Here is a 283-nt window from a genome sequence, read left to right on the forward strand (position 1 = left end):
GCGCGCCCCAGGCGTGCTGGCGCACGGTGTCGACGATGCTGCGGAACGCTTGCTGGTATTCGGTGGCTTGCGGGCCATCGGTCTGCACGGCGCCGTCGGCGTCATGAACGCGCAGCCAGCCGGTGGGCGACAGTTCGGGCGTGCCGTCCTGGGCCTGGCCCAGCTGGTTGGGCGCGAACACGCGCGTCTGCACGCGGCTGCCGTCGGCGTAGGCCAGGGTGACGTCATAGTGCAGGTCCGACGCGCCCGGGTGCATGGCGACACGCATGCCGGGCAGCAGGGC

General features: G+C 72.4%; 1 pseudogene. It reads right to left on the reverse strand.

Going from position 1 to position 283, the window contains the following annotated elements:
* Positions 1-268, reverse strand: a pseudogene (locus SB751_RS29680) (peptidase M14); the annotation flags it as partial.
* Positions 269-283: the final 15 nt, after the last annotated feature.

It is taken from the genome of Cupriavidus sp. SIMBA_020 (genome assembly GCF_046535395.1).
GTDB lineage: Bacteria > Pseudomonadota > Gammaproteobacteria > Burkholderiales > Burkholderiaceae > Cupriavidus > Cupriavidus campinensis.